22 protein-coding genes are annotated in these 22339 nt (G+C 57.0%); 11 read left to right on the top strand and 11 right to left on the bottom strand.

The features are described from left to right. The first annotated feature begins 27 nt into the window (after positions 1-27). From AUC61_RS15880 to AUC61_RS15865, 4 genes are all read left to right on the top strand, one after another. Positions 28-414 carry a cupin domain-containing protein gene (locus AUC61_RS15880; protein ID WP_243247197.1) on the top strand — a complete coding sequence of 129 codons (387 nt, stop codon included), beginning with the start codon at positions 28-30 and terminating at the stop codon, positions 412-414. Positions 415-711: 297 nt separating this feature from the next. After that, the gene (locus AUC61_RS15875) at positions 712-1962 is read left to right on the top strand and encodes a 2-aminoadipate transaminase (protein WP_243247196.1); all 1251 of its coding nucleotides are present in this window, start codon (positions 712-714) and stop codon (positions 1960-1962) included. 280 nt (positions 1963-2242) lie between these two features. After that, positions 2243-3643 carry a 2-oxoadipate dioxygenase/decarboxylase HglS gene (hglS, locus tag AUC61_RS15870; RefSeq protein WP_243247195.1) on the top strand — a complete coding sequence of 467 codons (1401 nt, stop codon included), beginning with the start codon at positions 2243-2245 and terminating at the stop codon, positions 3641-3643. 315 nt (positions 3644-3958) lie between these two features. After that, positions 3959-4303: a hypothetical protein gene (locus tag AUC61_RS15865; protein ID WP_243247194.1), complete on the top strand. Its 345-nt coding sequence runs from the start codon at positions 3959-3961 to the stop codon at positions 4301-4303. Here the strand turns inward: AUC61_RS15865 and AUC61_RS15860 are convergent, their stop codons facing one another. Continuing rightward, positions 4304-4510 carry a DUF6434 domain-containing protein gene (locus AUC61_RS15860; RefSeq protein ID WP_243247193.1) on the bottom strand — a complete coding sequence of 69 codons (207 nt, stop codon included), beginning with the start codon at positions 4508-4510 and terminating at the stop codon, positions 4304-4306. 124 nt (positions 4511-4634) lie between these two features. Then, positions 4635-5921, bottom strand: coding sequence for an L-pipecolate oxidase (amaA, locus tag AUC61_RS15855; protein WP_243247257.1), 1287 nt, complete (start codon positions 5919-5921; stop codon positions 4635-4637). A gap of 381 nt (positions 5922-6302) precedes the next feature. Here amaA and AUC61_RS15850 point away from each other — a divergent pair, with 381 nt between their 5' ends. The 3 genes from AUC61_RS15850 to AUC61_RS26500 all read left to right on the top strand — a co-directional run bounded on the left by AUC61_RS15850 (position 6303) and on the right by AUC61_RS26500 (position 8210). Beyond that, positions 6303-6716, top strand: a complete 414-nt coding sequence (locus AUC61_RS15850) for a DoxX family protein (RefSeq protein ID WP_243247192.1) — start codon at positions 6303-6305, stop codon at positions 6714-6716. Positions 6717-6766: 50 nt separating this feature from the next. Then, positions 6767-7786: an alpha/beta hydrolase gene (locus tag AUC61_RS15845; RefSeq protein WP_243247191.1), complete on the top strand. Its 1020-nt coding sequence runs from the start codon at positions 6767-6769 to the stop codon at positions 7784-7786. 226 nt (positions 7787-8012) lie between these two features. Next, the gene (locus tag AUC61_RS26500; protein WP_340163297.1) at positions 8013-8210 is read left to right on the top strand and encodes a hypothetical protein; all 198 of its coding nucleotides are present in this window, start codon (positions 8013-8015) and stop codon (positions 8208-8210) included. 381 nt (positions 8211-8591) lie between these two features. On the opposite strand, the gene AUC61_RS15840 is transcribed toward AUC61_RS26500, so the two are convergent. Further along, complete coding sequence (locus AUC61_RS15840) at positions 8592-8786, bottom strand: hypothetical protein (protein ID WP_243247190.1); 195 nt, start codon at positions 8784-8786, stop codon at positions 8592-8594. A 173-nt stretch (positions 8787-8959) separates the two neighbouring features. On the opposite strand from AUC61_RS15840, the gene AUC61_RS15835 reads away from it, so the two are divergent. From AUC61_RS15835 to AUC61_RS15820, 4 genes are all read left to right on the top strand, one after another. Then, positions 8960-9337, top strand: a complete 378-nt coding sequence (locus tag AUC61_RS15835; RefSeq protein WP_243247189.1) for a low affinity iron permease family protein — start codon at positions 8960-8962, stop codon at positions 9335-9337. A gap of 132 nt (positions 9338-9469) precedes the next feature. After that, positions 9470-9847, top strand: a complete 378-nt coding sequence (locus AUC61_RS15830; RefSeq protein WP_243247188.1) for a Rho termination factor N-terminal domain-containing protein — start codon at positions 9470-9472, stop codon at positions 9845-9847. A 25-nt stretch (positions 9848-9872) separates the two neighbouring features. Beyond that, positions 9873-10997, top strand: a complete 1125-nt coding sequence (locus AUC61_RS15825) for a DUF3182 family protein (RefSeq protein ID WP_243247187.1) — start codon at positions 9873-9875, stop codon at positions 10995-10997. After that, the gene (locus tag AUC61_RS15820) at positions 10981-11751 is read left to right on the top strand and encodes an alpha/beta hydrolase family protein (protein ID WP_243247186.1); all 771 of its coding nucleotides are present in this window, start codon (positions 10981-10983) and stop codon (positions 11749-11751) included. Before AUC61_RS15825 ends, AUC61_RS15820 begins: the two co-directional genes overlap by 17 nt. Before the next feature lie 177 nt (positions 11752-11928). Here the strand turns inward: AUC61_RS15820 and AUC61_RS15815 are convergent, their stop codons facing one another. From AUC61_RS15815 to AUC61_RS15780, 8 genes are all read right to left on the bottom strand, one after another. Then, entirely contained in the window at positions 11929-13119 is a 1191-nt protein-coding gene (locus tag AUC61_RS15815; protein WP_243247185.1) for a zinc-dependent alcohol dehydrogenase, read from the bottom strand. A gap of 230 nt (positions 13120-13349) precedes the next feature. Beyond that, a complete protein-coding gene (gene garD, locus AUC61_RS15810) occupies positions 13350-14903 on the bottom strand; it encodes a galactarate dehydratase (protein ID WP_243247184.1) in 1554 nt (517 codons plus the stop codon). Between the two features lie 10 nt (positions 14904-14913). Beyond that, positions 14914-16293, bottom strand: a complete 1380-nt coding sequence (locus tag AUC61_RS15805; RefSeq protein ID WP_243247183.1) for an MFS transporter — start codon at positions 16291-16293, stop codon at positions 14914-14916. A gap of 226 nt (positions 16294-16519) precedes the next feature. Next, complete coding sequence (kdgD, locus tag AUC61_RS15800) at positions 16520-17431, bottom strand: 5-dehydro-4-deoxyglucarate dehydratase (protein ID WP_027901126.1); 912 nt, start codon at positions 17429-17431, stop codon at positions 16520-16522. A 352-nt stretch (positions 17432-17783) separates the two neighbouring features. Continuing rightward, positions 17784-18533, bottom strand: a complete 750-nt coding sequence (locus AUC61_RS15795) for a FadR/GntR family transcriptional regulator (protein WP_122666767.1) — start codon at positions 18531-18533, stop codon at positions 17784-17786. A 93-nt stretch (positions 18534-18626) separates the two neighbouring features. Beyond that, positions 18627-20363, bottom strand: a complete 1737-nt coding sequence (locus AUC61_RS15790; RefSeq protein ID WP_243247182.1) for an ABC transporter ATP-binding protein/permease — start codon at positions 20361-20363, stop codon at positions 18627-18629. 86 nt (positions 20364-20449) lie between these two features. Continuing rightward, positions 20450-21010 (bottom strand): response regulator transcription factor, encoded by a 561-nt coding sequence (locus AUC61_RS15785; protein WP_122395569.1) that lies wholly within the window; start codon positions 21008-21010, stop codon positions 20450-20452. Next, entirely contained in the window at positions 21007-22266 is a 1260-nt protein-coding gene (locus tag AUC61_RS15780) for an ATP-binding protein (RefSeq protein WP_243247181.1), read from the bottom strand. The genes AUC61_RS15785 and AUC61_RS15780 overlap by 4 nt, the downstream gene beginning before the upstream one ends. Between the last annotated feature and the right edge of the window lie 73 nt (positions 22267-22339).

Genomic DNA, 22339 nt, shown 5'->3' with positions numbered 1-22339 from the left:
CCTCTCAATCAACCGTGAGCACCGACCATGACCAGCACCTGTTCTGCCCCGCCCTACACCCCGGTTAATTTCGCCGCCAAATATGCGCTGTTCAATGAGCAATGGACGCCAAAAGTCGTGGCCGAAATGAACGACTATCAGTTCAAAGTGGTGAAGATCCAGGGTGACTTTATCTGGCACTCCCATACCGATACCGATGAGACGTTCATTATTCTTGAAGGCGAATTGCGCATCGATTTTCGTGACGGGTTTGTCACGGTGGCTGCCGGTGAGATGTATGTCGTTGGTAAAGGCATCGAGCACAAACCCTATGCTGAGCAAGAAGTGAAACTGCTGCTGATCGAACCGCGCGGAGTATTGAATACCGGGCATGAGGAGAGTGACCGGACGGCGGTTAATGATGTGTGGATTTGAGTTGGGCATCAGACATATCGCGTCATTGTTCATCGTCCGGATGCGGCCCAGTCCCTGCCTCGCTTCCACAGGTTAAGTGATCACCTGTAGGAGTGAGCTTGCTCGCGATGGCGTCCTGCCTGGGAGTCGTTCTCTGAATGGAAAAAAGCATCGCGAGCAAGCTCCCTCCTACAGACGCGGTCTGTCAATCATCAACACGTCCCGAATTATTGGAATAACGCCGCGAGTTTATTTCGCTTGTGAGGGATTGGCTTTACTCGCTTATATAGGCGCACTCTCTCTGGGCAGACATTGATAATGAGTCGCGAAAACATCAGTCAGTCGATTTCTCATGTTCATCCGCTGACACTCTCCCACGGTAAAAACGCCGAAGTATGGGACACCGACAATAAGCGCTACATCGACTTTGTTGGCGGTATTGGGGTGCTCAATCTAGGGCATACCAATGCTCAGGTGGTGGCCGCTATTCAGGATCAGGCCACCCGACTCACACACTACTGCTTCAATGCCGTGCCTCATGAGCCCTACGTCAAGTTCATGGACAAGCTGGAGAAGTTTGTCCCGGTGTCTTATCCGCTCAGCGGCATGCTCACCAACAGCGGAGCTGAAGCTGCCGAAAACGCGCTGAAGATCGTGCGCGGCGCCACGGGTAAAACTGCGGTTATCGCCTTTGACGGCGGTTTTCATGGCCGCACGCTGGCCACGTTGAACCTCAATGGCAAAGTCGCGCCGTACAAGCAGAAAGTCGGCGTGTTGCCTGGCCCGGTGTTTCACATTCCCTATCCGAGCAAAGACAACGACGTCACTACCGAACAGGCGCTCAAGGCGCTTGATCGGCTGTTCAGCGTTGAAATCGACGTCAACGATGTGGCCTGTTTCATCTTCGAAGCGGTTCAGGGTGAAGGGGGTTTTCTGGCCATGCAGCCCGACTTCGCTCAGGCGTTGCGCAGGTTCTGTGACGACAAGGGCATCCTGCTGATCGCTGATGAAATCCAGTCAGGCTTTGGGCGTACCGGGCAGCGCTTTGCCTTTACGAGGCTGGGTATAGAACCCGACTTGATCTTGCTGGGCAAAAGCATTGCAGGCGGCATCCCGATGGGCGCGGTGGTCGGGCGTCGGGCATTGATGGATACGCTGCCTAAAGGTGGCCTTGGCGGTACGTATTCCGGCAACCCGATTGCCTGCGCGGCGGGTATCGCCAGCCTCGACCAGTTGAACGACGAGAACCTGTCGGCCTGGGGCGAGATGCAGGAAAACATGATCGTCAGCCGTTACGAAGCATGGCTGGCCAACAAACTGTCGCCGTATCTTGGACGGCTGACAGGCGTTGGCGCCATGCGCGGTATCGAATTGATCACCGCCGACGGCGCGCCCGGCACACGGCAGTTGGCGCAATTGCTGGAAGCGGCTCGTAACGCGGGGCTGTTGCTGATGCCCAGCGGCAAGTCGCGGCACATCATCCGCCTGCTGGCACCGTTGACGATTGAGCCAGAGGTGATGCGCGAAGGGCTGGATATTTTTGAGCAGTGTCTGGCTGGGTTGGAATAATCATCAGTGGATAAAACGCTCTCCCAGCTAGCCTATGGAATGTTTGAGTACCTTTTAGCCTGCAAGCTCAATGGTTGATCACGACGCCGAGTATTGCGCGATCTATGTGGGAGCGAGGCTTGCCCGCGATTCTGGCAACTCGGTGCATCAGGCAAACCGAGGTGTCTGAATCGCGAGCAAGCTCTGCTCCCACATAAACGCCATTCCAATACCTGCAACCGTGGATTGCGCCGATATAGGCCAGCAAGGCCTGATTGCGAATAATAGGAGAATCCCTGCAATGACAGCTTCAAGCTTCGCTAACCGTGACGAGATCCGCGCCCGCTTTTCCCGTGCGATGTCGGACATGTACAAAACCGAAGTGCCGCTCTACGGGACGTTGATGGATCTGGTCGCAGAGACCAACGAAGGCGTGCTGGCGCGCAACGCTCAGGTTGCGCAGAGCTTGAAGCAGACGGGCGAAATTCAGCGTCTGGACATGGAGCGCCATGGCGCAATCCGCGTCGGCACCGCGACCGAACTGGCCACATTAAGCCGCCTGTTTGCGGTCATGGGGATGGAGCCCGTGGGCTACTACGACCTGACCCCTGCGGGCGTGCCCGTGCATTCCACGGCTTTTCGCGCCGTGCATGAACACGCGCTGCAAGTCAGCCCGTTTCGGGTATTCACCTCGCTGCTGCGCCTGGAGCTGATCGACAATACCGAACTGCGGGATTTCGCCAGTCAGGTGCTGAGCAAGCGCAACATCTTCACTCCTCGCGCACTGCAGTTGATTGAAAAATCGGAACTGGACGGCGGCCTGACTGAAGCCGACGCGCTGGACTTCGTTGAGCAAGCGCTGGAAACGTTCCGCTGGCACAGCACTGCAACCGTGAGCCTGGAGCAGTACAAACAGCTGAACGCCCAACATCGCCTGATTGCTGACGTGGTGGCGTTTCGCGGCCCGCACATCAATCACCTGACGCCACGCACGCTGGACATCGATACGGTGCAGGACGGCATGCCCAAAAAAGGCATCACGCCCAAGGCCGTAGTGGAAGGTCCGCCGCGTCGCGAGTGCCCTATCCTGCTGCGCCAGACCAGTTTCAAGGCGCTGGAAGAAGCCATTACGTTTGTCGGTCAGTCCGCCACTGAAGCAGGCAGCCACTCAGCACGCTTCGGTGAAATAGAACAACGTGGCGCGGCTCTTACACCTAAAGGCCGCGAGCTGTACGACCAGTTGCTGAACGAGGCCCGGGGCGCGCTGGGTGAATTCCCCAACGAAGGTAACGCGGTGCGCTATGCCGAACTGCTGGGGAAAACCTTCACGGCGTTCCCGGACAGCTACGAACAGATGCGTGCGCAGGATCTGGCTTACTTCCGCTACTTCGCTACAGAGCAAGGTGTGGCGATGGGCGCAGGCGTGCAGCAGAGCGCCGATCTTGAGCAGTTGATCGAGGCGGGTTACGTGCACTTCGAGCCGCTGGTCTATGAGGACTTCCTGCCCGTCAGCGCGGCGGGGATTTTCCAGTCCAACCTGGGCGATGACGCGCAGTCCCATTACGGCACCAGTTCGAATCAGCAGGACTTCGAACGCGCACTGGGGCGCAGCACCATCAACGAACTCAAGCTCTACGCCGACACCCAGCGCCGCTCATTACTGGAGTGCTCGCAAGCATTGGGGATCGCGCCGCTGGCGTGATCGTTCGCATTACCCTGTTGCCCTGTAGGAGCTGACGAGCACCGCGAGGCTGCGATAGTGGTCTGTCTGATACTCCGCCATCGCAGCCTCGCGCTGCTCGTCAGCTCCTACAGAAATCCGTTATCGATCAGGGAGTGATGTGGTGTCTGACGAACCGCTATCGCTGGCCTCGTAACCTCGGTGAGCTCCTACAGAATAGGGGCAATCTGGAAGATGCCGTTTAATCTGTTACCGATCAGGGAGTGATGTGGTGTCTGACGACCTATCCTTGCTCAAGCGCTCCCCCGTCTGCTGCGTTAGCAAAGGTGACGAAACATGAGCAAGTTATGGAGGCGGTATCTGGGTCTGCTGGACCACGATCTGAATACCAAGGTGTTCGACAACGTCAAAAACCTGCTGGTCTGCGCGTTGCTATTTGCCGCAGGCAGCAGCGCGCTTAACGGTAATCACCAGGTTTTCATGGGGTTATGGGGATCGCAGGTGACGGGGCTGGGGCTGATCGTGGTGTCCACCGTGCTGATGTTGATGAATATCAGCGACGGTCTGCATCGTTTAGCCAAACTGCGCTACCACGTCCTGCTGCAGGTGTTCTTTTGCCTGCTGTATTTGATTGTCGCGGTACGGGTGGTAGAAATTGTCTGGGGCTTCCGGGCCGATTGATCAGCGCTGCCGACGGTGCCACTCATCGGCGACATCGCCCATGGTCTTGGGGGTCTCGTTGCGAATCCAGGCCATGAAATCCCGATCAAACTTGAACCCGTCCCCGCACTGCTCAAGCATGAAACGCCGCACGTTCTGGGTGTTCTTGTAGGTCTTGTCGACAGGGGTGGCACGGGTGATGGCGTTGCTGTGCCAGTCGGTAGGCATAGGGAAGTCCTGAAGTCGATGGAGAACCTGTGGGAGCAAATTTATTCGCGAAGGATCGAAAATGTACCGGATGTAATGGCCCTTTCGCGAATAAATTCGCTCCTACAGAACCGCCACTCCAGCCTTAAAGAATAACCCGCAGACACTGCCCGGCATGATACAGGTTGAAGCCGGTTTCATAGGCCAGCGCGCGCACGCCTGCGCTTTTCAACTCATGGGCTGGCGCGAACGGGATGGGCAGCACGCTCGGGTCATCCTTGACCAGAAAGTCTGCGAAGGCTTTGCCCATAACCGTCCCCGTGGTATTACCGCGACCGTTATAGCCATTGGCGGCCACAAGCCCCGGCGCAGGCTCGAAGAGTTTGACCATGTGATCAGGGGTGAAGTCGATGCAGCCCGTCCAGTGCATCTGCCATTGGACTTTCCCCAGTTGCGGGAAGTAATGGCTCTGAATACGGTCCGCCCAACTGCGGATGAACCAGTCAGGTTTGTTGTTCATCTTGCCCATACTGCCGAGGATCAGACGACCTTCGTTATCACGTCGAATACTGCTTAGCACCATGCGCGTGTCCCAGGAGCCCTGACCGTGCTTGAGTACTTCATCCGCGGCGCTTGAGCTCAACGGCTCGGACGCGACGTTGTAGTAATAGCCCTTGAAGAAATTCTGTTTGATACCGGCCCACTCGCCCTCGGTGTAAGCACCAGTGGAGACCACGACTTTGTCAGCCGTGACCGCACCACCGACGGTGCTGACGACCCATGCCGAGCCTTCACGAGTAACGGCCTGCACGGGCGAGTTCTGGAAGATCTGCCCACCAAGCTTGAGCACGGTTTCGGCGAGGCCAACGGTGTACGCCATCGGGTTAATCGTGCCGGCACGCCGGTCGAGCAACGCGGTCGGGATTTTATCGGTGCCGCAGTATTCACGGCACCTGGCGCCGGTCAGCAACTCGACATCGGCGCCACGGCGCTTCCATTGATTGTGGCGCGCCTCGATGTCTTTGGCGCCATTGGCGTTATGCGCCATGTGCAACGTACCGTCGTGACGCGCCTGGCAATCTATCGAATATTTTTCGATCAGGTCGAACACCAGCGCAGGGGCCAGGCCCATGACCGTGTTGAATTTTTCGCCCACGCCGGGGCCGAGAATCGCGGCAGCGTCATCAGGTGCAATCCAGCTACCGGCATTGACCAGCCCGACGTTGCGCCCCGAGCCACCGGTGCCTATGCGCGAGGCTTCGAGCAGCGCGACAGACTTGCCGCTTTCCAGTAAATGCAGTGCCGCGGACAAACCGGTGATACCGCCGCCGATCACGCAAACATCGACCCTAAGCGACGCGCTTAAGGCAACAGGTTGAATCTGACGAATCGTGACTTGTTCCCACAAACACTGCTCACGCAACTGATCCATCTCGACTTGATCCCCGCCCGAACTGAACACGAAAAAACCTGCTTCATTCTTGATCCGATGCAAGGGCAATACCAAACGACCTTTACTCCGGATATCAGTCGGTTTCGGCATGACTCTTTTCCAGGCACCCCGTAGGACCGGCTTTAGCCGGGAGAGCGATCTTTCACCCAACAACTTTGTATCGCCTGGGATATCGCCCTCCCGGCTAAAGCCGGTCCTACAGGTGGAATTGAGCTCGGCTCAACTGTCCCGTTCTAGTTGACAGTAAAACCGTTTCCAGCCGATTTATCACATCTCGCTACCTCTCTACTATTCGCTCCATGGTGCTGACACAGACCCCCAGCACACAAATCTGACTGATTCGAATTTGGAGCAACAACCATGAACACCAACACTCAAGCAGCTTTCACTTCTCTGGCTGGCCGCGCACTGCTCGCCTCTCTGTTTCTGTTCAGCGGCTTCGGCAAGCTGGCAGCACCGGCAGCAACCAAAGGCTACATCGCCTCCAGCGGCATGCCTTTTCCGGACCTGGCGTTCATCGCTGCACTGATCGTGGAAATCGGCTTCGCCACTGCTCTGGTGCTGGGCTACAAGGCGCGCCTGATTGCGCTGCTGATGGCCGGTTTCACCGTCGTGACCGCAGTAGTCTTCCACAACAACTTTGCTGACCAGGGCCAGTTGATCAACTTCCTGAAAAACGTCGCCATCGCCGGTGGCTTGCTGCAGATCGCTGCCAACGGCGCAGGGGCTTTCAGCCTGGATGCCCGCAGCCGCAAAACACTGGCTGTTGCCTGATCAACATTCGAACGACTTTTAACGACCATTAGTATTCAAGGACTATCGCCATGAACATCATCAAAAAAGCCACTGCACTGACCGTACTCGCGCTGTCTATCAACACCGCTTTCGCTGCTGAAACCCCGTACATCGAGCACCAGACCCAAGGCTTTCTCAACGCCTTGGCCGCAGGTGGCGGCAAGCCGCTTGAACAGTTGAGCCCCAAAGATGCACGCGCCGTGCTCACCGGCGCACAGCAATCGGTAAAGGTTGATTTGTCGGGTGTACAAGTTAGCGACCGCAGCATCAAAGTGGCAGGCGAATCGATTGATCTGAAAATCGTCCGCCCGGCCAATGTGAAAGGTGATCTGCCGGTGTTCATGTTCTTCCATGGTGGCGGCTGGGTACTGGGTGACTTCGCTACTCATGAACGCCTGATCCATGACCTGGTGGTCAACTCCGGTGCAGTAGCGGTGTACGTCAACTACACGCCGTCTCCCGAAGCGCACTACCCGACTGCAATCAATCAGGCTTACGCCGCGACTAAATGGGTGGCTGAGCACGGTAAGGAAATCGGCGTCGATGGTTCGCGTCTGGCAGTGGCCGGTAACAGCGTCGGCGGAAACATGGCAGCCGTGGTCAGCTTGATGGCCAAGGAACAGAACACCCCTAAACTGCGCTTCCAGCTGTTGCTGTGGCCGGTGACCGATTCGAACTTCGAGACCGGTTCGTACAACGAATTCGCTGAAGGTCACTTCCTGACCAAGGGCATGATGAAATGGTTCTGGGACAACTACACCACTAGCGCTACAGAGCGTGCTCAGATCCACGCTTCGCCACTCAAAGCGACAATCGAACAACTGCGCGGCCTGCCGCCAGCACTGGTACAGACCGCAGGCGCCGATGTACTGCGTGACGAAGGCGAAGCGTATGCCCGCAAACTGGATGCTGCCGGTGTTGCTGTAACCACCGTGCGTTACAACGGCATGATCCACGACTATGGCTTGCTCAACCCGTTGAGCCAGATTCCGCAAGTACAAGCCGCGATGCGTCAGGCCGGTACTGAGCTGAAGGCACACTTGAACTAAGCATCACGTTAAAACTGATACTAAAACGCCGCTACTGCCACACGCAGAGCGGTGTTTTTGTCGTTTCAACAAAGGGCGTTTCGGTCAATAAATACGGGCACGTTACGTTCATCGGTTTGGTAATTTTTGTGTAGCTCATTCGCCATTTTCGGTGCAGGATTTTCCCGACGTTTTCAGCCGCCGTTGATCGGCGTTTCGTTCACCTCACTGATGGAGATGCTTGCTTATGCTTATCCAAATAGAAGAAGGGACTCACGGCGCCAATTGGGTCGTGAAGCTGGACAATTACCCGGTTAAATGTCGCAGCCTGGACGAAGCACGTGAATTTGCTAACAAAATGACATCACGCATTAATGCCCCTCATACATTACCGGGGCAATTTAGCGCTACCTCGGTTAAACAGACGGCGGCACATGCGCGCTAATGATCAAGCTATAAACCAGAAAATAAACAGCCCGGCTAATTGCCGGGCTTTTCGTTTCTGCGACATCCTTTTCACATGATTTTCACGGGGTCGCTTTTAACCTAGCGTCACTCCTGTTGAATCTCCTGACCCGCCTCGTAGCGGGTCTTTTTTTGCCTGCTATTTGATGCAGATGGCGCCTTCTGTGCGCAGTCACGCAGCAGGCATTGGACTTGTAGGAGCGAGGCTTGCCCGCGAAGAACGATAATGCGGAGGGTCGTCATACCGCGTCGTTCGGTTCGCGGGCAAGCCTCGCTCCAACGGATCCCTGTTGGCTGCGAGACTGCGAGGTAGCGATAAACTACAGCCGCCACCCTCAATAAATCGTTTAAATCCGATAGCCTACTGCGCGCTGCTCGCCGCTTCATTACTGGCGACTGTCTTCGCATTCATCAGCGCACCTTCAGCCACTATCGCAAGCCGGTCTGAGCGAGTGCCGTCCATAATTTTGCTGCTCCACTGCCCCGCCATTGTCGCCATCCAGGCGAACAGGAACAGTGCGATCCCTTGCAGGGCCCATCTCGCGATCATCGGCATAATATCTCTCCTGTCATTCGATCCATGAGGGGATATAAACACTTCAGCGTTGCAAAACAATTTCACTGTAGATGAAGTTTTCGCCGTCGGTCTGCATGAAAGTATTTGTAAGAAGAAATTTCAGGATTCATGTGTGGTCTCTAGTGAATAGAATCCACGAAAGGCTGCACCGCATGAAGTTTTCCCGATTTGCCCAAGGTTTATCAAAGTGGGCTGGAAGCGCACGAACATTCATCGCTGCCATTGCCCTGATTTGCCTGTGGGCCATTACCGGTCCCTGGTTTCATTACAACGACACCTGGCAACTGATCATCAACACCTCCACCACGATCATCACGTTCCTGATGGTATTCCTGATCCAGAACACCCAAAACCGCGACAACGATGTGCTGCACATCAAGATCGATGAGTTGTTGCGGGTGACCAAGGATGCTCAGAACGCGTTGTTGAATCTGGACAAGCTGGACCAGAAAGAACTGCGGGCGTTACGCAAGGAATACAGCGCTCTGGGGGCTGCACATAAGCGTGAAGGTGATCTCACAAGCGAATGAGATGTTGAACGGGCTACCTCTTTCCGGCGGTCAGCGCCAAGGAACTCTCCTCCTGCGCCGCGATTCATAACAGTGAAGCCCGACGCAATGTTTTGGCTTGTTCGGGTGCCACTAACGGAAGGAGAAACGCAAATGCCTACCGCAAATAAAGACAAATACACCCAGGAGCAAAAACGCAAAGCGGCCCACATTGAAGAGGGCTACGAGCAAAAAGGCGTCTCCAAAGGGGAAGCCGAAGCCCGCGCCTGGGCTACCGTCAACAAGCAGTCCGGCGGCGGTGAGCGCAAAGGTGGCTCGGGAACCCAAAAGTCTCCGGCTGCAAAATCTCATGACCGCAAGGACTCCGCCAAGCGAGCCGTCGCTACCAAAAAGGGCGCCCCACGCAGTAACCAGTCTCTGGAATCCCAGACCAAGGTCGACCTGCTTCAACGTGCCCGCGGCCTGCAGATTGCGGGGCGTTCAAGCATGAACAAGCAGGAACTGATCAGCGCCATAGAGCAAGCTTCGTAGTCATTTCCGACACAGGGAGTCGTCCATGAGCGAATCCGGAACGAGCACTGAAAAAGCTGCAGTAGTTCTTTTGCCCACCCACAAAAAACTCGCCACGCACGAAGTGAGTGTTCATCAAAAGCTGGCCGAGAAACTCGCAACCCTGCTGGGGTGCGAGTTTCTCGGTCTCTATGACAGCGCTATTCATACCGCTGCGAACCTCTACTTCATCCCGTCGGACACCTTGATCGGCAAGCAGGAAAACAGCGCGCTGAACATCCAGTCGGCCGACGATCTGTTTGGCGGGTTGATTGCCGAGCCATTCATGGCCACCAAAGCCATTTCACATCCTTTACTGAAAGATGCCACCCAGCAGCCACGCGGATGGTCACGTCGATTTCATGAAGACGCTGCGCAGTCGGTGCTGGGTGGTTTCACCGTGTTCAACGAGGCCGATGCGCTACGTGCGGGCGAGCAGATTCTCGCCACAGGGGCTGCGCGCATCAAACCTGTGCTGGCAACGGCGGGTCGCGGGCAAATCGTTGTGACCCACCAGGCTCAGCTCAAAGCGGCCATCGGCGAGCAAAACATGGACGAGGTCGCGACATGGGGTCTGGTGATTGAGGAGGATCTTACTGACGTCGTTACGCTGAGCGTTGGCCAGGTGACCGTCGGCGGGATCACCGCCAGCTACCACGGAACTCAATGCCTGACCGAAGACAACACCGGTGAAACGGTCTACGGCGGCTCTACCCTGTGGGTGGTGCGCGGCGGTTATGAAGCGCTGCTCGCGCTGGAGCTTGAAGAGTACGTGCGGCGTGCGGTGACCCAAGCCATGGATTATGAAAACGCAGCGCTCAAACACTTCCCGGATTTTATCGCCTCACGGCGAAATTACGATATCGCTCAGGGTACCAACGCCAAAGGCGAACGCTGTTCCGGAGTGCTTGAACAGTCTTGGCGAATCGGCGGTGCGAGCCCCGCCGAAGTGGAGGCGTTACTGGCCTTCGCTGCCGACCCCGCGCTGCAGCGTATTTGCGCGTCGACTCACGAAATCTACGGCGAAACCAAGATCCCGGCGGATGCCAGCGTTCTTTACGAAGGCGACGATCCCCAAGTCGGTTTCATTAGCAAATTCACAAAGGTCCAACCTTATGAGTGTCAGCAGTGAAAGCATTGAAATTGCAGTCGATGGTCAATCGATCTCCGGGACGATACTGACTCCTGGCGCAAAAATTCCCGGCATTCTTTTCGTACACGGCTGGGGCGGTAGCCAGCAAAGAGATCTGGCACGCGCCAAGAACATCACCGGTCTTGGCTGCGTGTGCCTGACCTTCGATCTGCGTGGCCATGAGCGCACCCACGAAATGCGCGGCAAGGTATCACGCGAGCAAAGCCTGGCCGACCTGCTCGCGGCCTACGACCGACTGATTAGCCACCCGGCGGTGGATAACGATGCCATCGCCGTGATCGGCAGCAGCTACGGCGGGTATCTGGCAACGATCCTCAGCTCCATGCGCCCGGTGAAATGGCTCGCCTTGCGGGTGCCTGCGCTGTACTGGGATGCGGACTGGCAAATGCCCAAGCAAGAGCTGGATCGCGACAAGCTTGCGCACTATCGCCGTTCAGCCGTGACGGCGGCAGACAATCGGGCACTGGCCGCCTGCAAGGAGTTCAAGGGCGACGTGTTGCTGATTGAATCCGAGCAGGATGACTACGTACCTCATGCAACCCTGATGAGCTATCGCGGCGCATTCGAGCTGGCCCACTCCCTCACCTATCGTCTGGTGGATGGCGCAGACCATGCATTGAGCAGCGACCTGAGCCAGAGCATCTACAGCTCGATGTTGACTAACTGGATCAGCGAGATGGTGATCGGTGCGCGCCTCGTCGGCTTCCCACACCATTCGGCGAAGTATTCCTGAGAGGCAATGAGCTCTCGCGCACCGACCGAGGCCCAGGCGGGATGCGTGCGTTCTGTGGGAGCGGTGCTTGCCCGCGATGAACGATGACACCGTATGTCTGACGGGCCGAGACGCCTGTATCGTCGGAGTGGCGGTCGGCCTGTCAGCACATGGGCAACTATATAATCGCCAACGGAATCAATCGCCCTCCCGGCCATCAAGCCCCGGCACCAGAATCACCTTGCGACACTCCTCCTGCTTCTTGTCGAAAAGTGTGTAGCCCTCGGCGGCATTTTCCAGCGACATGCGATGGGTAATGATCGCCTCTGGTTCCAGCGCGCCGCTTTCAATGTGCTCCAGCAGTTCAGGCAGATAGCGCTGCACATGGGTCTGACCCATCTTGAACGTCAGGCCTTTATCGAACGCGTCGCCGAACAGGAAGCCATGGATGAAACCGGCGTAAACGCCCGGCACGCTCACGACACCGCCGCGTCGTACTGCAGCGATGCACTGACGTAACGCTTTACCGCTACTGCCTTCCAGTTTCAGTGTCGCGAGAATCGTCTCGGTGGTGCTGCCCTTGGCTTCGAAACCCACGGCATCGATAACACCATCGACCCCGCGCATGCCTCGCGTCTGCTGAATGATCGTGTCGGCCGGATCATCGTCTTCATCGAAGTTGATGGGGATCACGCCGTAGGTGCTTTGCGCGTAGCTCAACCTGTAAGCGTGATGGTCAACCATGAAGATTTTCTCGACGCCCAGCATTCGTGCACACGCTGCGCTGAGCAGACCTACCGGCCCGGCGCCATAAATAGCGAGGCTTGAGCCTTGACCCACGCCGCTATTGAGCACTGCTTGCCAGGCGGTTGGCAGGATGTCGGAAAGGAACAACACCTTTTCATCAGCCAGCGTGCCCGGCACTTTGAAGGGCCCGGTATTGCCTTTAGGCACGCGGACATACTCAGCCTGGCCGCCTGGAATACCGCCGTACAAATGGCTGAAACCGAACAGCGCTGCACCCGGTGGAATGGACTTTTTGTTGAGGATCGCGCCACGCCCGGTGTTCGTGGTTTCACACGCTGCGAATTGATCCAGCTGGCAGAAGAAACAACTGCCACAGGCAATCACAAAAGGAATAACCACCCTGTCACCAGGCTTGACCGTTGTGACCTGAGAGCCGACTTCTTCGACGATACCCATGAATTCATGGCCGAAGATATCGCCCGACTCCGTTGCCGGGATCTTGCCGCGGTACAAGTGCAGATCCGAGCCACAAATGGCCGTTGCGGTGACTTTCAACAGAACGTCATCGACTTCTTCAATAACCGGATCAGGAACGTTATCGACGCGAACATCGTGAGCCCCGTGATAAGTCAGTGCACGCATTTTTCTCTCCTTGCAGGCTATGAGAACCAAGCGGGCAGAAATGCCCGGACCTAACAAGTGAGAGCGATGGGAAGACGTAAGTTCAGAGGACCTGAAAGTGAGAGGACCAGCGGCGACGTAACGATGCTTTGGACCGGTAGGAGCGAACGTGTTCGCGAAGGCAGCGTGCCTGACACAACACCGCGTCAGGCCCTTTAGCCAACAAGTTGGCTCCTACAAAAACCGGGAGGTTATGTAATCGGCGCCGGGTTGAACAAGGTAATGTCGTTGTGCAGACGATAATGCTCGGTCCAGGTCTTTTTCTTGCCGCTGGCCACGTCCAGGTAGAAGTGGAACAGCTCCCAACCCAGGTCTTCGATGGTTGCACGCCCGGTCGCGATACGACCGGCATCAATGTCGATCAGATCAGGCCAGCGCTGCGCCAGTTCTGTACGGGTCGAGACCTTGACCACAGGTGACATTGCCAGGCCATACGGCGTACCACGACCGGTGGTGAACACATGCAGGTTCATACCGGCTGCCAGTTGCAAGGTGCCGCAGACAAAGTCGCTGGCCGGCGTTGCACAGAAAATCAGGCCTTTGCGCTTGAACCGCTCGCCAGGGCCAAGCACGCCATTGATCGCGCTGTTGCCGGACTTGACGATCGATCCCAGGGACTTCTCGACAATGTTCGACAGACCGCCCTTCTTGTTGCCCGGCGTAGTGTTGGCGCTGCGATCAGCCTCGCCCTTTGCCAGGTAACGGTCGTACCAGTCCATTTCCCGCACCAGTTCCTCGGCCACTTCCTGCGTCTCCGCGCGGGAGGTGAGCAAGTAGATGGCGTCGCGCACTTCGGTCACTTCCGAAAACATCACCGTTGCGCCTGCGCGCAGCAGCAAGTCCGAGGCGTATCCCAGCGCCGGGTTGGCGGTGATACCCGAAAACGCATCGCTGCCGCCGCACTGCATGCCCAGAATCAACTCCGAGGCTGGCACGGTTTCACGGCGACGCAGATCCAGCTTCTTCAAGCGCACTTCGGCCAATTCCATGATCTGCTCGATCATTTCATTGAAGCCATGGCTGGAGTCCTGCAGGCGATACATCCACTGATCACTGAGATCGACGGACAGGTCGTCTTCATGCATGACTTGCCCGGCCTGCAGTTTTTCGCAGCCCAGACCGATCACCAGCGCTTCGCCACCCAGGTTCGGGTTACGCGCAAGGTTACGCACGGTACGGATCGGGATGTAAGCATCGGTCGCGGTAATAGCTACACCGCAGCCGTAAGTATGAGTAAGTGCCACCACGTCATCGACATGGGGGTACTTGGGCAACAGCTCTTCGCGGATGCGCTTGACCGCATGGTCAAGCACCCCGGTCACGCACTGCACGGTGGTGGTAATGCCCAGAATGTTGCGCGTGCCGACAGTACCGTCGGCGTTGCGATAACCTTCGAAGGTAAAACCTTCCAGCGGTGCGCCTCTTTCCGGCACCGCGTCTGACATCGGCAGGCTGTCCAGAGCCGGTGCCGATGGCATACGCAGTTGATCTTCCCTGACCCAACTGCCCCGTGGAATCGGCTGCAGGGCATACCCAATGGTGTGCCCATAACGAATGATCGGCTCGCCTTCAGCGATATCGACGGTGTTGACCTTGTGGCTCTGCGGAACGTTATCGACGGTCACCAGACCATTATCAAATTCAGTACCGGCAGGCACACCTTGATCGTTAACTACTACCACCACGTTATCCAGCTCATGCAGCCGGATGTAGCGTGGGGAGTCGGCATGTTGAATCAGGTTCATCACGGTTTCCTCAGGATTTAGCTTGAGAAAGTTCGCTGGCGTCTTCGCCAGTCAGTGGCCCCTTGGTTGGAGGCTCTTTCAGTTCAACGCGTTTGATCTCGCCAACAATAAAGATATAGCTGAACACCGCTACCACAGCGTTGGCACCCACGAACACCAGAGCCCATTTGAACGAGCCAGTGGAGCTGATGATGTAACCAATCACGATAGGAGTAGTGATCGAAGCGATGTTACCGAAGGTGTTGAACAGGCCACCGCTCAAACCGGCGATCTGCTTTGGCGAAGCGTCGGACATAACCGCCCAACCCAGCGCGCCTACACCTTTACCGAAGAATGCCAGGGCCATGAAGCCAACCACCATCCATTCGATATCAACGTAGTTACAAGCAACGATGGTCGTCGACAGCAGCAAGCCGCCGATGATCGGAGCCTTGCGAGCGAAGGTCAGCGAGTGGCCTTTGCGCAGCAGGTAGTCGGAAATCACACCGCCCAATACACCACCGATGAAACCACAGATCGCTGGCAGGGACGCAATGATGCCCGCCTTGAGGATGGTCATGCCACGTTCTTGAACCAGGTACACCGGGAACCAGGTCAGGAAGAAGTAGGTGATGCCGTTGATGCAGTACTGGCTCAGATAGATACCGAGCATCATGCGGTTAGTCAGCAGCTGACGGATGTAGTCCCATTTAGGGCCGCCGCTCGTGCCTTTACCTTTGCCCTGGTCTTGATCCATGTCGACCATGCCGCCGTTGTTGGCGATGTGATCAAACTCTTCCTTGTTGATGCGCGGGTGTTGACGTGGGCTGTAGATGACTTTCATCCAGACCGCCGAGAACACGATACCGATGGCACCCATCACGACGAACACATGCTGCCAGCCGAACTTGTAGACGATCCAGCCCATGAGCGGAGCGAACAGTACGGTGGCGAAGTATTGCGCGGAGTTGAAGATGGCAGATGCCGTGCCGCGTTCAGCGGTCGGGAACCAGGCTGCCACGATACGCGCGTTGCCAGGGAAGGAAGGCGCTTCGGCCAGACCGACCATGAAACGCAGCATGAACAGCACAACGACGGCGGAGCCGACGCCGAATTCACCTACATAGCCTTGCAGCAAGGTGAACAGCGACCAGGTGAAGATGCTTAATGCGTAGATTTTCTTGGAACCGAAACGGTCGAGCAGCCAGCCACCTGGAATCTGACCAGCCACGTAGGCCCAGCCGAAAGCAGAGAAGATGTACCCGAGAGTGACAGCGTCGATACCAAGGTCTTTTTGCAGGCTGGAGCCCGCGATAGCGATGGTAGCGCGGTCGGCGTAGTTGATCGTGGTCACCAGAAAAAGCATGAGCAGGATCAAATAGCGGACGTGAGTCGGCTTGGACTGTTGCATGTGTGTGTGAACTCCCACTAATTATTTTTTTTACGCGGGTAAATCTATTTTTTTTGCTGCTTGCGCCTGCCGGCCCCTTGGGAATGGTCGTGTGTACGACGCTCCCCACCCACAGTTAATGCGCTTCCTTACAAGCCAATGCAAACTTCATCAGCCCTTGTGTCGCTGGCAAACCGCCCATGGCACAAAGCCGCTGATCGCTCAGCGGCTTTGTTTCCGTGGTGTGTTACTGCTTACCTTGCTTGTCCATCAGCGCGGCGAGCATTTCGTACTCTTCGGCAGTCAGGTCAGTCAGTGGTGTACGCACTGGACCTGCGTCGTAACCGGCGATTTTCGCGCCCGCCTTGACGATGCTGACGGCATAACCGGATTTACGGTTACGGATGTCCAGGTATGGCAGGAAGAAGTCGTCGATGTATTTGCCAACAGCAACGTGATCGTCCTTCGCGATAGCGTGGTAGAAGTCCATCGCCAGCTTCGGTACGAAGTTGAAAACTGCCGAGGAATACACCGGAACGCCCAGCGCTTTGTAGGCCGCAGCATAGACTTCAGCGGTCGGCAAACCACCCAGGTACGAGAAGCGATCGCCCAGACGACGGCGGATCGAAACCATCAGTTCAATGTCACCCAGACCGTCTTTGTAGCCGATCAGGTTAGGGCAGCGCTCAGCCAGTTGCTCCAGCAGTGGAGCAGTCAGGCGGCAGACGTTACGGTTGTAAACAACCACGCCGATTTTCACCGACTTACAAACGGCTTCAACGTGGGCAGCAACGCCGTCCTGGCTGGCTTCAGTCAGGTAGTGCGGCAGCAGCAGCAGGCCTTTGGCGCCCAGACGCTCTGCTTCTTGAGCGTATTCGATGGCTTGACGGGTCGAACCGCCAACGCCAGCCAGGATTGGCACGCTGGTAGCGCAGGTATCGACCGCGGTCTTGATTACTTCGGAGTATTCGCTGGCTGCCAGGGAGAAGAACTCACCTGTACCGCCGGCAGCGAACAGAGCGCTTGCGCCGTACGGGGCCAGCCACTCAAGACGTTTAACGTAGCCAGCGCGATGGAAGTCGCCCTGCGCATTGAAGTCGGTAACCGGGAAGGACAGCAGACCGTGGGAAAGGATGGACTTCAGTTCTTGTGGATTCATTATTCGAACACCCTGGGAGCATTTATTGTGAATGGATCACCGGTCGTCTGCCGATGTCGTAAGTCATCGTACAACTGATAATAAAATCACTCAACAGGGATTTTCGGTTTTTTCCGCGAGCGGTAGCAGATGGTAGCGCAGGCCCCGGAGGAATGGGCCTTGGCGGGAAATTGAATAGACTAAGGTCGTATGATCACTGGGGCGAGCGGCCCTGCCGGACTACGCAAGTTCTGTGGGAGCTGGGCTTGCCCGCGATAAGGCTGGATGCGATCTGAAATGAACCGCATCCAGCCTTATCGCGAGCAAGCTCTGCTCCCACAGGTATTGAGGCGCGCCATCCAGCGGCACTCAATCAAGCCCTTTGCGATTCTGCCTCTTCATGGGCATGGCGCAGGCGTTCGCGGCTGTTGGTCAGGTGCAGGCGCATCGCGGCGCGGGCGGCGTCGGAGTCCTGTCGAGCGATGGCATCGTAAATCTCTTCGTGCTCACGGCTCAGACGGTTCATGTAATGCTGCTGATCGTCATGCGCAAGGCGCGCCGAGTTCAGACGGGTACGAGGGATGATGCTGGTACCCAGGTGGGTCATGATGTCAGTGAAATAGCGGTTGCCTGTCGACAGCGCAATCTGCAGGTGGAACTGGAAGTCCGAACCCACCGCATCAGTGGCATGCAAAGCACTTTCATTCAATGCGTCCAGCGCCTGACGCATCGCCAGCAATTGCTCGTCAGTACGTCGCTGCGCAGCCAGCCCGGCCGATTCGACCTCCAGGCTGATACGCAACTCGAGAATCGCCAGCACATCACGCAAGGTGACGATGGTCGCCGGGTCTATCCGGAAACCACTGGGGCTCGGCGTATCCAGCACAAAGGTACCGATGCCGTGACGGGTTTCTACCAGGCCGGATGCCTGGAGACGTGAAATGGCTTCACGCACCACCGTGCGGCTGACGCCCTGCTCTTCCATGATGGCCGATTCGGTCGGTAGCTTGTCGCCACGCTTGAGCAGCCCGCTGCGAATCCGCTCGGACAGTTCAGTAACCAGCTCTTGCGCAAGGCTGCGGTGCTTGCGGCGTGCGCGAGGCAGTGCGCTTTGATTTTCCATATCCAACGTCAATCTCAAGCAATGAAAGAAGTGATGATAGCTCACCGGGTTATACGATCACATTCGTAAAAACGACTGAATAGTACGAACCGATCATACAACAGGCAGAGAATGCGGCTGTTCGCGCAAATCTCCGCCCTCTATTCGCAGCAGCCGCCTGTGAAAACGCCTCAGGCTGCTGCGATGGCCGATGCTGATCAGAGTTACATCCGGTAACTCATCAATCAGCGCCTGATACAGCAACGCCTCGTCTTCCTCGTCCATGGCCGACGTGGCTTCATCCATATAAAGCCAGCGAGGCTTGAACAATAGCGCGCGAGCAAAGGCCACCCGCTGCTGCTCACCCGGGGACAACATGCGTTGCCAGTGATTACTCTCATCAAGGCGCGACACGAGATGCTCCAGCCGACAGGTCTTCAGCACCTGCGCGAAGCGCTCTGCCGGGTAGACTTCCACGGCCTGTGGATAACTCATGGCCTCACGCAAAGTGCCGATGGGCAGATAAGGCCTCTGCGGCAGGAATAAATAACGCTCAGCGGGAAGCTGAATATGGCCTTTGCCGTCCTGCCATAACCCACCCAGTGCCCGCAGCAAGGTACTTTTGCCACTGCCGGAGCGGCCGCCCACCATGACCCGCTCACCGGCAGCAACGTTCAGGCTCGTGTTGTTCAGCAGCTGTCGACTTGCGCCCAGTTGCAGCGCCAGCCCGGCCAGACTCAGCGAGTCACCGGCATGGCTGATTTTGATGGCTGACACATGAGCTTCGTTCTGATCCAGGGCTTGCCGAAAGCTGAGCAGACGATCACACGTCGCACGCCACGACGCGAGCGTGGCGTAGGCGTCAATGAACCAGCTGAAGTTCTCTTGCACACTGCCGAAGGCGGAGTTGATCTGCATGAGCTCGCCCAGCTCGATCTTGCCGGCAAAGTAGCGGGGTGCAGCCACGACAAAGGCGAAGATGATCGCAATCTGTGAGTAACCCGCAGTAAAGAACGTCAGGCGCTTTTGCACGCGCATCATCGACCAGAAGTTGCTCCAGACCATGCCGAAGCGTGAACTCAGGCGCTGGTTCTCGTTGGGCTCGCCATCAGACAACGCGATGCTCTCGGCATTTTCCCGCACGCGAACCAGTGAGAAACGCAGGTCTGCCTCATAACGCTCCTGCTGGTTGCTCAGCGGAATCAACCGGCGACCGATCACGTGTGTGAGCCAACTGCCCACCACCGCGTAGAGAAACGCAGCCCAGAACATGTAGCCCGGGATCGTGACGCCGAGCACTTCGATGCTGCCGGAGACGCCCCACAAAATGATCGAAAAGGACACCAGACTGACCACCGTCTTCATCAAGCCAAGGCCCAGGCTCAAGGTGTTGCTGGTGAATTGGTTGAGGTCATCGGACAAACGCTGGTCGGGGTTATCGGTGTAACCGTTCTGTTCCAGCTGGTAATAGCTTTTATGGCTCAGCCATTTGGTGAAATGCTGCTCGGTGAGCCAGCGCCGCCAGCGAATCGTGAGCATTTGCGTCAGATACAGGCGATATACGGCACCGAGAATCCCGACGGTGGCGATGCCGCAGAAATACAGAATCGACTGCGTGAAGGCCGCGAGGTCTTTCTTTTCCAGTGCGTTATAGAAGTCCCGATACCAGCTGTTGAGCACCACGGAAATGGCCACGCTGAACAGCGAAAGGACTATCACGGCGATCAAAAGAACCCAGGCCAGGCGCTTTTCTTCGCTTCGCCAGTAAGGGGTGATCAGTTTCCAGACGCGAGAGAAGAACTTCTCCCGCACGCTGTCATTGACAGTGGAATACTCGGCATTGCTACTCATGGTGACGACTCGACTTCTGGTGAAGTTCAGCGTCCGGGCGTTAGCGGCGGACGCACTGCGCGATCATCCATGACAAACAGCAACTGTTAGCGGCGTACGGGGCGTTTCTGCAACTTGCGCTGCAAGGTGCGGCGGTGCATGCCCAGCGCTCTGGCGGTAGCGGAAATGTTGCCTTCGTGTTCGGTCAACACACGCTGGATGTGCTCCCACTGCAAGCGATCAACCGACATCGGGTTGTCCGGCACCAGCGTGTCCAGGTCCGAATGCTGCGACAACAGCGCTGCGAGTACATCGTCGGCATCGGCAGGTTTGCACAAGTAGTTGCAGGCACCGCGCTTGATGGCCTCGACCGCCGTGGCAATGCTCGAATAACCGGTGAGGATCACTACGCGCATGTCCGGGTCCAGTTCCAGCAGCTTGGGCAGCAGCACCAGACCGGAATCGCCGTCCATTTTCAGGTCCAGCGCAGCGAATTCAGGGATGTCCGATTGAGCCAGGATCAAACCTTCTTCGGCGGAACCGGCGGTACTCACACGGAAACCGCGACGGGACATTGCCCGCGCCATTACACGCGTGAAAGTGGCGTCATCATCAACCAGCAACAGATGCGGCAGTTCTTCGCCTTCAACCTGGGTTTCATCGCTCATACATCATCTCCTCGGGCGTCACGGGGCAAGCGCAGCTCGGTGAGCGTGCCGCCATCCTCATGACTGTAGAGTTTTACCGAGCCACCTGCGCGGGTCACGCTGGCCTTGCTCAAGAAAAGGCCGAGGCCGAAGCCCTTACCTTTGGTCGTAAAGAAAGGTTTACCGATTTGTTCGGCGATTGCCAGTGGCACGCCGGGCCCATGGTCGCGGATGCTGATACAGATTTCGGTACTGTCCCAGTTCAGATTCACTTCCAGGCCCTCGGGGCAGGCATCGGCAGCATTATTAAGCAGGTTGAGCAGCGCCTGAGTCAGGTCAGGCGGCGGCGCAAGCATGGGCGCTGCATCCTTGCCAAGCAACTGAAACCGGTAGCTGGCCTCAGGGCGCATCAAGTGCCAACGATCAAGCGCTTCATTGAGCCAATGGCTGACGGTCTGCATTTCCACTGCCAGACGGCGGTTGGCCTCTGCGGCACGCACCAGTTGCTGCAGGGTCTGCTTGCACTGTTTAACCTGTTCCTGAAGGACTTCCAGATCATCCTGTAACGCAGGGTCATTGTGGTCCTGGCGCATTTCCTTGAGCAGTACGCTCATGGTCGCCAGCGGTGTGCCCAGCTCATGGGCCGCACCGGCCGCCTGCGTCGCCACCGCCAGCAGTTGCTGATCGCGCAACCCTTCTTCACGGCGCTCGGCGCGCAGTTGCTCCTGACGTCGCAACTCCTCGGCCATCTTTGCCGCAAAAAAAGTGATGACGGCTGCGGCCAGGGCAAAGCTCAGCCACATGCCATAGATCTGCATGTTTTCCCGGGAGATCGGATAGGTGTCCAGCGGAAAGGAATGCCCCAGGAGCCAGCTGTAAAGCGCCAGCGCGATGCCCGACAGCATCAGCGAATAGCGCCATGGCAACGTGACCGCCGCAATGGTCAACGGCACAAGGTAGTAAGAAACGAAGGGGTTGGTTGAACCGCCCGAGTAATACAGCAGCGCGCTGTGAATAAACAGGTCGAAAGCCAACTGCACGGCGTACTCTTGCTCCGTCACCGGCAACGACGTGCGCAGGCGAACTGCCGTCACCGCACACCAGATCATCGAGAATCCGAGGGTGATCGCCAGTTGCATCCACGGCAGAGGTAACAAATGGAACAGGTACGCAATGCCCACGGAACCGGCCTGGGCAGCCAGTACCAGCGTGCGGATAAACGTCAGACGCCAGAGATTCTGGCGCGTAGCGGACAACATTTGAACGGGGGCGAGCATGAGCTCTCCTGATGAGTGCTCCAGGCGGATCGCAGCGAGTATAACCAAGCAACAACAAAAACTGCGCAAACTG

This window comes from Pseudomonas maioricensis, from assembly GCF_022790535.1.
GTDB lineage: Bacteria > Pseudomonadota > Gammaproteobacteria > Pseudomonadales > Pseudomonadaceae > Aquipseudomonas > Aquipseudomonas maioricensis.
This window is presented reverse-complemented; position numbering and strand designations above follow the sequence as displayed.

Coding starts and splice junctions, on each gene's coding strand:
- AUC61_RS15880 (WP_243247197.1), top strand. CDS start 28: ATGACCAGCACCTGTTCTGCCCCGCCCTACACCCCGGTTAATTTCGCC.
- AUC61_RS15875 (WP_243247196.1), top strand. CDS start 712: ATGAGTCGCGAAAACATCAGTCAGTCGATTTCTCATGTTCATCCGCTG.
- hglS (WP_243247195.1), top strand. CDS start 2,243: ATGACAGCTTCAAGCTTCGCTAACCGTGACGAGATCCGCGCCCGCTTT.
- AUC61_RS15865 (WP_243247194.1), top strand. CDS start 3,959: ATGAGCAAGTTATGGAGGCGGTATCTGGGTCTGCTGGACCACGATCTG.
- AUC61_RS15860 (WP_243247193.1), bottom strand. CDS start 4,510: ATGCCTACCGACTGGCACAGCAACGCCATCACCCGTGCCACCCCTGTC.
- amaA (WP_243247257.1), bottom strand. CDS start 5,921: ATGGATCAGTTGCGTGAGCAGTGTTTGTGGGAACAAGTCACGATTCGT.
- AUC61_RS15850 (WP_243247192.1), top strand. CDS start 6,303: ATGAACACCAACACTCAAGCAGCTTTCACTTCTCTGGCTGGCCGCGCA.
- AUC61_RS15845 (WP_243247191.1), top strand. CDS start 6,767: ATGAACATCATCAAAAAAGCCACTGCACTGACCGTACTCGCGCTGTCT.
- AUC61_RS26500 (WP_340163297.1), top strand. CDS start 8,013: ATGCTTATCCAAATAGAAGAAGGGACTCACGGCGCCAATTGGGTCGTG.
- AUC61_RS15840 (WP_243247190.1), bottom strand. CDS start 8,786: ATGCCGATGATCGCGAGATGGGCCCTGCAAGGGATCGCACTGTTCCTG.
- AUC61_RS15835 (WP_243247189.1), top strand. CDS start 8,960: ATGAAGTTTTCCCGATTTGCCCAAGGTTTATCAAAGTGGGCTGGAAGC.
- AUC61_RS15830 (WP_243247188.1), top strand. CDS start 9,470: ATGCCTACCGCAAATAAAGACAAATACACCCAGGAGCAAAAACGCAAA.
- AUC61_RS15825 (WP_243247187.1), top strand. CDS start 9,873: ATGAGCGAATCCGGAACGAGCACTGAAAAAGCTGCAGTAGTTCTTTTG.
- AUC61_RS15820 (WP_243247186.1), top strand. CDS start 10,981: ATGAGTGTCAGCAGTGAAAGCATTGAAATTGCAGTCGATGGTCAATCG.
- AUC61_RS15815 (WP_243247185.1), bottom strand. CDS start 13,119: ATGCGTGCACTGACTTATCACGGGGCTCACGATGTTCGCGTCGATAAC.
- garD (WP_243247184.1), bottom strand. CDS start 14,903: ATGAACCTGATTCAACATGCCGACTCCCCACGCTACATCCGGCTGCAT.
- AUC61_RS15805 (WP_243247183.1), bottom strand. CDS start 16,293: ATGCAACAGTCCAAGCCGACTCACGTCCGCTATTTGATCCTGCTCATG.
- kdgD (WP_027901126.1), bottom strand. CDS start 17,431: ATGAATCCACAAGAACTGAAGTCCATCCTTTCCCACGGTCTGCTGTCC.
- AUC61_RS15795 (WP_122666767.1), bottom strand. CDS start 18,533: ATGGAAAATCAAAGCGCACTGCCTCGCGCACGCCGCAAGCACCGCAGC.
- AUC61_RS15790 (WP_243247182.1), bottom strand. CDS start 20,363: ATGAGTAGCAATGCCGAGTATTCCACTGTCAATGACAGCGTGCGGGAG.
- AUC61_RS15785 (WP_122395569.1), bottom strand. CDS start 21,010: ATGAGCGATGAAACCCAGGTTGAAGGCGAAGAACTGCCGCATCTGTTG.
- AUC61_RS15780 (WP_243247181.1), bottom strand. CDS start 22,266: ATGCTCGCCCCCGTTCAAATGTTGTCCGCTACGCGCCAGAATCTCTGG.